This window comes from Thermodesulfobacteriota bacterium (assembly GCA_040756475.1).
Classification (GTDB): Bacteria; Desulfobacterota; Deferrisomatia; order Deferrisomatales; family JACRMM01; genus JBFLZB01.
This window is the reverse complement of record JBFLZB010000178.1, coordinates 1-9,120: the sequence shown is the minus strand read 5'-3', so window position 1 is coordinate 9,120 and position 9,120 is coordinate 1. Positions and strand designations below refer to the sequence as shown.

9 protein-coding genes are annotated in these 9,120 nt (G+C 70.3%); 3 read left to right on the top strand and 6 right to left on the bottom strand.

The annotated features are described in order from the left end of the window. A partial coding sequence (locus tag AB1578_19080) for a hypothetical protein (protein ID MEW6489999.1) occupies positions 1-438 on the top strand: 438 nt, incomplete at its 5' end. Here AB1578_19080 and AB1578_19075 read toward each other — a convergent pair. The 4 genes from AB1578_19075 to AB1578_19060 form a co-directional block, all read right to left on the bottom strand. Further along, positions 395-1,126, bottom strand: a complete 732-nt coding sequence (locus AB1578_19075; protein ID MEW6489998.1) for a tRNA threonylcarbamoyladenosine dehydratase — start codon at positions 1,124-1,126, stop codon at positions 395-397. The genes AB1578_19080 and AB1578_19075 overlap by 44 nt on opposite strands. 50 nt (positions 1,127-1,176) lie before the next feature. Continuing rightward, positions 1,177-1,995, bottom strand: coding sequence for a TatD family hydrolase (locus tag AB1578_19070; protein MEW6489997.1), 819 nt, complete (start codon positions 1,993-1,995; stop codon positions 1,177-1,179). 29 nt (positions 1,996-2,024) lie between these two features. After that, the gene (gene yfcD, locus AB1578_19065) at positions 2,025-2,519 is read right to left on the bottom strand and encodes an NUDIX hydrolase YfcD (GenBank protein ID MEW6489996.1); all 495 of its coding nucleotides are present in this window, start codon (positions 2,517-2,519) and stop codon (positions 2,025-2,027) included. Between the two features lie 144 nt (positions 2,520-2,663). Further along, on the bottom strand, positions 2,664-2,873 hold the full coding sequence (locus AB1578_19060) for a hypothetical protein (protein ID MEW6489995.1): 210 nt from the start codon (positions 2,871-2,873) through the stop codon (positions 2,664-2,666). 230 nt (positions 2,874-3,103) lie between these two features. Between AB1578_19060 and AB1578_19055 the strand changes: the two genes are divergently transcribed. Further along, positions 3,104-5,161 carry a hypothetical protein gene (locus tag AB1578_19055; protein MEW6489994.1) on the top strand — a complete coding sequence of 686 codons (2,058 nt, stop codon included), beginning with the start codon at positions 3,104-3,106 and terminating at the stop codon, positions 5,159-5,161. A 182-nt stretch (positions 5,162-5,343) separates the two neighbouring features. After that, a complete protein-coding gene (locus tag AB1578_19050; protein MEW6489993.1) occupies positions 5,344-5,697 on the top strand; it encodes a flagellar basal body rod C-terminal domain-containing protein in 354 nt (117 codons plus the stop codon). Between the two features lie 17 nt (positions 5,698-5,714). On the opposite strand, the gene AB1578_19045 is transcribed toward AB1578_19050, so the two are convergent. Beyond that, entirely contained in the window at positions 5,715-7,490 is a 1,776-nt protein-coding gene (locus tag AB1578_19045; GenBank protein MEW6489992.1) for a methyl-accepting chemotaxis protein, read from the bottom strand. 94 nt (positions 7,491-7,584) lie between these two features. Next, on the bottom strand, positions 7,585-8,424 hold the full coding sequence (phnD, locus tag AB1578_19040) for a phosphate/phosphite/phosphonate ABC transporter substrate-binding protein (protein MEW6489991.1): 840 nt from the start codon (positions 8,422-8,424) through the stop codon (positions 7,585-7,587). Positions 8,425-9,120: the final 696 nt, after the last annotated feature.

Here is a 9,120-nt window from a genome sequence, read left to right as displayed (position 1 = left end):
GGAGAGCTTCTCACGGCGGCCGCCGCGGACCGGGTGGGACTGCGCCGCGCGGTGCTGGGGGCCACGGCGGTCGCCGCCGCAAGCTACGCCCTGCTTCCCTTGGCCGGGGGGTCGTTTCCGACCGCCCTCTCGGGGCTCTTCCTGGTCTTTCTAGCCTACGAGATCGCCATCGTCAGCTCGTTCTCGCTCCTCACCGAGCTGACTCCCGGCGCCCGGGCCACCCTGCTCTCGGCCTACGTGGCCGCCCTGGGAGCCGGAAGGGTCGCCGGCGCCCTGGCCGGCGGCCCTCTGTGGCTCGCAGGCGGCCTTCCCGCCATCGGCGCCGCCTGCGCCGCCCTCACCGCCGCCGCCTGGCTGTGCCTGGCCTGGGGCCTGCGCGGATGGACCCCGGCCGCTACCCCATCCCCAGGATCCTCCGCACCACCCACCCGGCCATGACGCACCCGAAAAGCGGCGGCAGGTAGGAGATGCTGCCCACGGGCACCCGGGCCCGGCCGCGACGGTAGACGTCCTCCTCCGGGGCGGCGCCCCGGTTCTTGACCGGGAGCTCTTCGGAGTGGACCGCCGGGATGCCCGAGGCGATGCCCGCGGCCCGCAGGCGGCGGCGCACGTGGCGGGCCAGGGGATCGTGGCGTGTGGAGAAGAGGTCCGAGACCCGCACCCCCACCGGGTCGGTCTTGGCCGCCGCCCCCGCGGCCGTGATGACCGGCACCCCCAGCGCCGTGCAGTGGCGCAGGAGCTGTACCTTGGGGTTGAGGCTGTCGATGCAGTCGAGCACGTGGTCGAACCCCGCCAGGCCGAAGGTCTCGGCGGTGTCCTCCCCGAAGAACGCCACCCGGGGCTCCACCCGGCAGCCGGGGTCGATATCTCCCAGCCGCTCGGCCATCACCAGGGCCTTGGGCCGGCCCACGGTGGAGCGAAGGGCGAGCACCTGCCGGTTCAGGTTGCTCGGGCGCACCACGTCGAAATCCACCAGGAGGAGGTGCCCGACCCCCGCCCGGCAGAGCTGCTCGGCGGCAGCGCTCCCCACCCCGCCGAGCCCGAACACCGCAACCCGGCTCGCCGCCAAGCGCTCGAGCCCCTCGCTTCCCACCAGGAGCCGGGTGCGGTCGTGCATCTCGCTCATGGCTCCTGCCTCATGGGTCTGGCCACCGAGACACCAAGCCGCGAAGGGGGTCACAAGCAGGCGGGGCGCGCATTCTTGGTGTCTTCGTGCCTTGGTGGTTCAAGCTTCCGCTCACCCCCGAAGAGCCTCCGGGCGTTTTCCTCCGTAACCTCCGCGGCCTCCCCGGGTGTTACCCCCATGGCCTCCGCCAGGGCCGCTACGGTGAGGGGCAGGTCCCAGGGCCGGTGGACCTGGCCCCTGCGGGCAAGCGGTGGGATGTCGGGGGCGTCGGTCTCCACCAGGATCCGGTCCCGGGGTGCCCAGCGGAACACCTCCCGCAGGCGCGACCGCTCCGGGTAGGTGATCGTCGCGCAGGCCGAGAGGTGGAAGCCCCGGTCCAGGGCCAGCCGGGCCATGTCGCGGGTTCCCGAGAACGCGTGGCAGACCCCGGGGCCAGTGAATCCCGCCTGCCGGAGCACCGCAAGGGCCTCGTAGAACCCCTTGCGCACGTGGAGGAGGACCGGGAGCCCGTAGCGTCGGGCCAGCCGGCCCTGGGCTTCGAGAAACGCTCGCTGCCGCGCCTCGTCGTCCCGGCCGTGCCAGAAGTCCAGGCCCGCCTCGCCGATGGCGACGTAGGCGCCGGCCCGCAGCAGGGCGTCGAGCTCCGCCTCCGGCGGCTCCTCCCACGGGTCGAGGTACAGGGGGTGGAAGCCGGCCGCCGGGAGGATCCACGGCTGGGCCTCGTGGATCGCCTTCGTCCGCGCGCTCGACGCCAGGTCGATGGCCGGGTTCACCGCACCGGTCACTCCCGCGGCCCGGGTGCGGGCTGCCACCTCCCCCAGGTCGGCGAAGAACGGCTCGGCATCGAAGTGGACGTGGGAATCGAACATGGACGGCTGCCGTCTCGGAAGACGAGAAGTCACGTGACCGGAGGCGCGAGCTCCAGGTAGCGCCGCAACACCCGGAGGCCGTCGGGAGTGAAGGGCTCGCGGGCAGCCAAGGCCGGCACGTCGCCGGGGGCGAGGAAACGGCCGCTCTCCACCTCCTCGGGCTGGAGGGAGAAAGGACCGTCGGCTACGCACGAGTAGACCCGGCCCCAGACCCGGTTGCCCCTGTCCTCGTGGTAGAAGTCGAAATGCGCCGCGAGGGGCACACCGCGAACGCCCAGTTCCTCCTCCAACTCCCGGGCCGCGGCCTCGTCGTAGCTCTCCCCGGCCAACACCACGCCCCCCGCCGCCGTGTCCCAGTGGGCGGGGTACACGTCCTTCGCCGCCGTGCGCCGCTGCACGAAGAGCTCGCCGCGGCCGTTGAAGACGAGCACGTACGCGGCCCGGTGGGGCAGGTTGCGGGCGCGCATCTCCCGGCGCGGCGCCGACCCCACCACCCGGTTCTCGGCGTCGACGATCGCAACCATCTCTTCGGGGGACCCCACGGCATCGGCCTCCGCAACGGGGACGGGGAGCTCGGCGCCCCGCCAGGGGCCCAAGGCTAGCACGGGGAAATGGCGGGGGCGAGGGAGAGATTTCTTCCGGGCGCCGCGATTCCCTGGTGCGGCAGCTCAGTGCGTGCGACCCTGTCGGTCCCCGTCCTGGGCAAACGCGGCAAAGGCTTCCCCCACCAGGTGGGCGGCTGCCTGTCCGGCGAGGAGGTGGTGGAGCTCGTCGATGTACCGGAGCAGCACCTGGATGTCCCGGAACATCTGGGGGTTCGTCACGGCGCACACTGCATCGGAGTAACGGTCTCGGATCTGGCGGTAGTTTTGGATCATGGCGCCTCTCCTTCCCTGGAGTCGTCCCGCCGGGACCTCCCGGCCCCCGCCGCAGCCGGCGGCCTCCGTCCCCGGGAGTCCCTGGGTGTCAGATCGGCTCGGGGCACCGGGGGGTTGAGCACCTGACCCGCGGTAAAGATCTTCGGCCCCGGAGCCGAACAGTACCGGTGGCCCCCGAGCGGGGAGGCGCTGCGTCCGTCCCTGGAAATCCCTTCCGCCACAGGCAGCCGGTGCGAGACTCCCCGCCCGTCGCGTTCTACCTTCGCCCCCTCCACGCCGTGGGAGCCCACGTGCTCGGGCCGAGGTGGCAGGCCTTCCTCGACGGCCTCGGCTCGGTCTTCCGGGGCACCCGGGACCCCGAGGGGCGCGCCGGCCTGCTCGCCGCCCGGTTCGGCGACCTCTCCGCAGCCTGGCAGGCCTGGCACGACGCCGTGAAGGCCGCCGGCCCGCCCGTCCACCCCCCAACGCACCCGTGGCCGGTCCAGGTCCTTCTCGACGTGGGCGCCGGGGACCGGCCGCCCCCGCCCGACGACGACCCGCGGTGGGATGCCCTCCACCCCGGCCGACTCCACCTCACGGCAGCCCTGCACGTGCGCTGGGAGGCCCTGGGCGGCGGCCGGCTTCCCGCCTCTCCCGAGCCGGTGGCCGACGGGCTCTACGGCCTGGGTGCACCGCTGCCGGAACAGACCGGCCTGCACCTTCTGCCCTCCCGTCACCTGGCTGTGGGGACGGGGGAGCGGGAGTGTTTCTACTGCGGGAGCCGGGCCCACCGGCCGTCCCACTGCCCGAGCCGGGCCCTGGGGCCGGAAGACCATATGCTCTCGGCCCTGGCCGAGGAACGTCTGGAGCAGATCGCGAGCGACCACCGGGCGGCCTTCGCCCAAGGAGGTCCGCCGGACCTGGCGGCGTTCGCCGGGGACCTCTCCCCCCGCGATCCCGTCCACCGCGGCGCCGTGGCGTTCTTCGACGGCAAGCGGGTGTACCAGCTCCGGTTCCTGTCCTACCTGGCCTACTCCGAAGTGCGGGTCTGGCCGGGCCCCGAGGCCCTCGGGGCCGCCCGTCCGCCCCGGGCCAACGCCCTGCACCTGGGGCTCGACTGCCTTCGCGTGGGGCGACGAGGCCAGGCGGTGGAGTACCTTCGCGCCACCTCGGGCATGGACGAGACCCAGCGCTTCTTCGCGGCCCTGGGTCAGGCCCTTGCGGCCACGGAGGCCGAAGAGGTGGGGGAGGCCGCACGGCTGTTCTCGGGCGCGGCGCAGCTGGCCTCCCCCGGAGTCCAGCGGGCATACGCCAACCTGCTGCGGGCGCGCCTCCACGAGGTGGAGGGCGCGCCGGCCGACGCCCTGCGCATCCTGGAGGGGATGAGCGAAGGGATGGGGACCGGTTTCGATGTTGCGTTTCATGCCCTGCGGGTTCGGGCACGGTTGGAAGGAGTCCCCGTAGACTGGGAGTGGTTTCGAGCGGGCGTTCGGGAGTACCCGGAGCACTGGGTTCGCCTCCTCCTGGAGCCCGGCCTGGGCCGCCTGGCGGGCGCCGCCGACGGCATCCTCGCCTCCGCCCTGGAATCCGCGCGCCGCAAGGCGGAGTCCGCCGTGGGCCAAGCGGCGGCGGAGTGCACCGCCCTGTCCGAGTGGCTGGGAGACGAGGCCTCGGGCCTGCCCCCCCTGACCGCCGCCCTCCGGGGCCTCCAGGGCCGCCTCGAACGGGGGGGGTACCGGGGCTGGGTGCAGGTGGCGGCCGGCGCAGACCGCATCCTCTCCACGAGCCACATCCTTCGCGCGCGGGCCATGACGGAGCTGCGCGACGGCTGGAAGGCAGCGGGCGCGACGTGGCTCGCCCTCGGCAAGCTGTGGGAACGGTATCCCTACAAAGGGCTGTTTCGGGGCTTCGGACCGGCACTGCAAGAGCTGGGAGCCAAGGTGCGGGAAGCCGAGGCCCTCCTCGCCGAAGACTCCGCCCAGGCGTGCCGCCGTGCCGCCCGGCTGCTCCGGGACGCCCAGCCGGAGCTCCGGCGGCTTCAGGGGCAGGTGCCCGACCTCACCTGGCTCGAGTGGGCACTGCGCTGCGCCAGGGCCTTCGGGGTGCGCCTGCTCTGGGCAGAGGCCCTGGCCGTGCCCGTGGCCTTCGGTGCCCCCGCGCTCCTGGCGCTGGCGCTTCCCGGCGCGGCCGACGCCCTGCGCGGCTTCTGGGTTGTCTTCCTCGTGGGTCTGCTGGCCCCCGGCGTCGCGGCGGCCGGCGCCCTGCGCGCCACCTGGGCACCCCCCGCCACCCGCCAGACCGGCGCGTGACGCCGCTTCACTACAAGAAGAGCGAGACAGCCGGACCGGGGGCGAATCGGGGAGCGGGGGGGCGCAAGACCGCAGGTCGGGGCTGGCCCCGACGCGGTCGGACTCAAGCGGAAGGACGGGACTGCCGATACGCTCTCGGGAGACGTCCGCGCTGCGCCTGCCAACCCGGGAAGGAGCCCACGATGCTGCCGGCCATCCACAGCGGCCTGTCGGGAGTCAGGGCCTTCGAGCGAAAGGTCGATCTGGCCGCTCGAAACGTCGCCAACGCGGCTACCCCGGGGTACGAAAAGCTCCGGGCGGCCCACGCGGAGGGCGCGGGCGGCGGCGTGACCTCGCACCTGGAGCGCGTCTCCACCCCCGGCCTTCTCGTCCCCGACCTCGCGGCCGAAGGCGCGCCGCCCGTGGAGCTCTCCAACGTGGACCTCGCCGAGGAGACGGTCGAGATGCTCCTGGGCCAGCGCGGCTTCCAGGCGAACCTCCAGACCCTGCGCACCGCCGACCAGATGCTCGGAACCCTGCTGGACGTGAAGCGCTGACCAGGCGCCGGCTCTGTTCAGGCTGTCTGGAACCGCTCCGCGACTCCCTTCAGATCGTCAGCCTTTGCCGAAACGACCTGGGCAGACGCCGAAATGTTCTGGATCGCCGCTTCGGTCCCGCGGACGCCAGTGGCGATGTGCTCCATATTGAGGGCCATGTCGCGGATGGTGACCGAGAGTTCCTCGATGGCTGCGGCGATCTGCTCGGTCTGGTCCGACGCCTTTACCACCGCCTCCTGAACCAAACGGATCGTCTTCCCTGCCCGGGTTCCCAGCTCCGTCCCGGTGATCACCTTCTGCCGTCCATCCTCCATGGCGTTCACGGCGTGGCGGCCCTGGGCCTGAACTTCCTGGATGGTCTCGGCGATCTCCTTGGTAGCCTTCACTGTCTTTTCCGCGAGCTTTCGGACCTCGTCGGCCACGACGGCGAAGCCCCTCCCATGCTCCCCTGCCCGTGCAGCCTCGATGGCGGCGTTCAGCGCCAGCAGGTTGGTCTGGTCAGCGATGTCTTCGATGACCTGGACCACCGTGCCGATGCGTTCGGACGAAGCTCCCAGTGTGGTGACCGTCTCTGCGGCCCCGCCGACGACAGCGGCGATCTCCGCCAGGGCCGCCACCGCCTGGGAGACGACCTGGGCGCCTTCGATCGCCACCTGACGGGCTTGTCCCGCTGCATCGCTGACAGATGCCGTGTTCTGTGCAACCTTTTCCACCGTGGCGCTCATCTCTTCGGTGGCCGTGGCGAAAGTAGCCGTCTGGGCCGCGATCTCCGAGTTGCTGGTCGCCATCTGTGCCGTCGCGGCAGACTGTTCCGTCGCCATCGATGCCAGCTCGTCGCTCGCCTGCTTTACGCGAATCACCACCGTCTGGATCTTGTCCACGAACCGGTCGAAGCTGGACGCAAGCTGCCCCAGCTCGTCCTTGCCGGAGAGGTTGAGCCGGGCCCTCAGATCGCCGTCTCCCTCGGAGATGTCCTCGAGCATGGAGGCAACCCTTCCCAGACGCTTTAGGGTCGCAGTGATAATGGAAAACGCGGTCAGGCAGACCACGGCAAGGAAGACCGCTGCGCCTCCCAGGATGCCGAACCGCAGGCTTCGAATGAGTCCATCCCGCTGCTGTGCGATGCGCTCGGTCAACCCGCCGTGGCGCTTCCGCGTGGTCTCGAGGACGCCTGCGATCTCCTGGCGCAGGCGGTCCGACTCGGCTCGTACGGCTACGGTGCTTAGGCACACGACCACCTCTCCAAGCTGAGTCTTCCCACTGAATACCGGCTCCGAGATCACCAGATAGTCGTCGAGACGGCGGCTCGCACCGATCACGGCCCCCAGCTCGGTTTGTCCCCCCGCCGCCTGGATGAGCGCGGCTACCGGGGGCTTGGCCGGATCCAGGTAGGTTGTGGCCGGAGCGCCTCTAGCGTCGAGGTAGACGGCGTAGACCACTTGGGGATCCTGGTTCAAGGCGACGACGTTGGTATCTAGGGCCATGTAGTCGTAACTCAGGTAGGAGTCGGGTGCCACCAGGGCGAGCAGCCGGGCCAGGGATGCCCCCGAGTCCCGGGCCAGGGTGCGGTACGCCTCTGCCACGAGGGGAACCTGGCCGGCGAGGTCCTCCTCCACCTCGGTCGCGGTCTCCCCCAGGCGGGCCTCGATATCCGAGGAGAGGCCGTCCAGGGCCGTGGCCGTCATCCCAACGAGCAGCCAGGCTCCCCCCCCGCTGCAGACCAGGAGCGCCAGGAGCAGCCCTCCCAGCAAGCGGAAACGGATCGATGAGGCGGACACTCGAAGCCATCCCATGTATGTCTCCTCGCGGCCCTTCGCCGGTTTCTGTACCTTCGCCCCGGATGGCAGGGGCCCGGGGGGCACGCCCCGGGCCCAACGCGCTGCATGTCTATTTCGGGATCCTGGCGTCAACTTCGTCCATGAGCTTTTTCAGGCTGTCGTAATCGCTGGGCTTTACCGCGGCAAAGGCGGTCGCGGACTTGTTGATTGCCTTGCAGATGGATGGATCCTGGATGCCGAGGACCGCGTTGCGCACCTTCTCGGCGGTGGCCTCGTCCACCTTGGGGCCGATTACGACCACGTGCTCGTAGACGGGGTCCGACTCGGCGACCACCTTGAGGCCCTTGCCCACGTACTTGGCGGCAACCGAAGGCTGCAGCCCCCCGCCGTCGAAGTCCCCCCGGGTCACGGCCATGGCCACGTTGTCATGGGAGCCGAGAAACTTGTACTCGCTCAGGGTGTCGAACACGCCTGCCCGCATCAGCATGTGGGCGGGAACGTAACAGGAGAGCGTCGAGTCCCGGTCGCCGAAGGCAAACTTCTTTCCTTTGAAGTCGGCCACCGACTGGATGGGGGAGCCCTCGGCGGCCACGACGACCCCCCGGAAGGTGGGCTGACCGCCGGTCACGAGGGCTCCGGCGAGCCGCACCTTGCCCGGCGCTTGGGCGTTGATCTCGGCAAACAGGGACGGCCCCAGGTACGCGAAGTCCCACTGGCCCCCCAAGAGGGCTTCGTTGGCGGATGCATAGTCCTTGGCGCTTCGAAACACCACGGGAGCGCCGAGCGCCTGGGAGAGGTAGTTCACGAAAGGCTGGAACATTTCATTGAGCTCGGCGGGCTTCTTGAAGGGGAGCACCCCGAAGACGTAGCCGTCCGCCGCGGGTGCGCGGCCGGCACACAGACAGAAGAACCCGGCAAGGACGAGGGTGGAAATCAAGCGCTTGTTCATGACTGCCTCCTGTGGTGTGTGAGAATTGTCACACTCATGGCCGTACCGAGCCCTCCTCGGCGGCCGAGCGGCTCCCGAAAAAGGATCGGCCGTCGTGGTGAAATACATGAGCGGCACGCCACGATCCTCGCCACGTCTTGTGTAAACCAGCGAAAAATCCCTGCCGCCCGCCACAATCACGGAACCGCGATTCCCGCCACCACCAACCGAAGGGGGAGACCATGTGTCAGGGCGAAACCCCCCGCAGAAGCCGTTGAGAACTCCCCCCATCCCTGCTATCGTTGCGCCTCCCGCGCCCGTAGCTCAGTTGGATAGAGCGTCGGACTTCGAAGACCTCTGAGAACTCTCCCCGCACTGGGTTTTTCTTAGACATTACAGATGGTTGCACGCCTGCCGGTGCAACCCTCTTCGCGTTCTCCTGGAAACCTCCGGACGGCGGTTCGAGAACCTAGGAGCGAACTGGGATCTCGCGCGTCCCCGTCACCCAAGGCCCGGCCTGCCGAGTCCCGGAGATCCCCCCGGTAGGGGTCCGTAGGGGTCAATGACCTAATGCGGCCCAAGGCGCACTCTGCGGAGGACCTCCTCGGGGGGCAAGTCTGTTGCCCCCACCTCCAGGGTCCCTTGCTCGCCCACGCGATACAACGACCCGTTGAAGCGGACGCGAAAACCGGGGCCTATTGTCACACCCAAGAGGAG